Below are 937 nucleotides of genomic sequence, written 5' to 3' on the forward strand. Positions count from 1 at the left end.
ATAATTAATATTACCGTTCGAATCTCCGTACGTAAGCTTTGCATTTGTTAATTTTTTTAGTTCTTTTGTAAACTCTTCATATTCTTTCGCACCCATTTCATCTTTCGCTTCTGATAACTTTGCACTAAAACGCATGTACGCCTCTAATGTCATCGTTCCAGCATGTTTTTTTACATTCTCAAAAGATCCGTATATACCATCTGCCATAATAGATTGATACGCAAAACCAGTCGTCGGGATTAAAAAAGCTGCTGCAAGCACTCCTGCAATAAGATGTTTCTTTCTCTTACGTCCTCCTTGATTCATTTTAATTTGAACGATTACTTTTTCTTTTAACTCCGGCGGGGCAACAATCCCCTTCGCTTCTTCTCGTATAGATTCTCTAACTCTACAATCTAAACTCATTTCACATTCCCTACCTCTCCTAAAAAGATTTCTTCTACTTGCTCTTTTTGACGTAGTTTTTTTAATGCCGCGTGAATTCTAGATTTCACAGTACCAATTGGAATATGTAATATTTGTGCTACTTCTTCTTGTGAATAATCGTGTAAGTATCTTAAGATAATAACTTGTTTCAATTTATACGGTAATTTATGAATAAGTTCGATTAGTTTTTGGTTTGATATTTTACTTATTACATCGTTAGAAAAATCAATTTGTACTGGTTTTCTTTGCTCTTCTGCTTTTTTTATAATTCGTAGTCGCATCCACCTCTTTCTTCTATAAGAGTGAATTTGTTTAATCGCAAGTCCAATTAGCCAAGGACGAAATGGCTTCTCGCTATCATACTTACGAAGCGATTCATATAGTTGTATGTATATTTCTTGAACGACATCATCTACATCCGTTTTATCTTCAATCAAAAAATGTGCTGTTTTATATACTTCTTGAATCGTTTTATCATACAATTCGCTATACGCTTCTTTATTTCCCGATA

At 33.6% G+C, this 937-nt stretch carries 2 protein-coding genes; both read right to left on the bottom strand.

Features of this window, described 5'->3' with window-relative positions; genetic code table 11:
• Positions 1–405, bottom strand: a 405-nt coding sequence (locus RCF13_RS05210; protein WP_308140919.1) for a DUF3600 domain-containing protein, incomplete at its 3' end; no start/stop codon positions are given.
• Positions 402–937, bottom strand: a 536-nt coding sequence (locus RCF13_RS05215; protein WP_308140920.1) for a sigma-70 family RNA polymerase sigma factor, incomplete at its 5' end; no start/stop codon positions are given. The genes RCF13_RS05215 and RCF13_RS05210, both read right to left, overlap by 4 nt.

This window comes from Stenotrophomonas maltophilia group sp. RNC7, from assembly GCF_030910085.1.
In the GTDB taxonomy this organism is placed as follows: Bacteria; Pseudomonadota; Gammaproteobacteria; order Xanthomonadales; family Xanthomonadaceae; genus Stenotrophomonas; species Stenotrophomonas sepilia.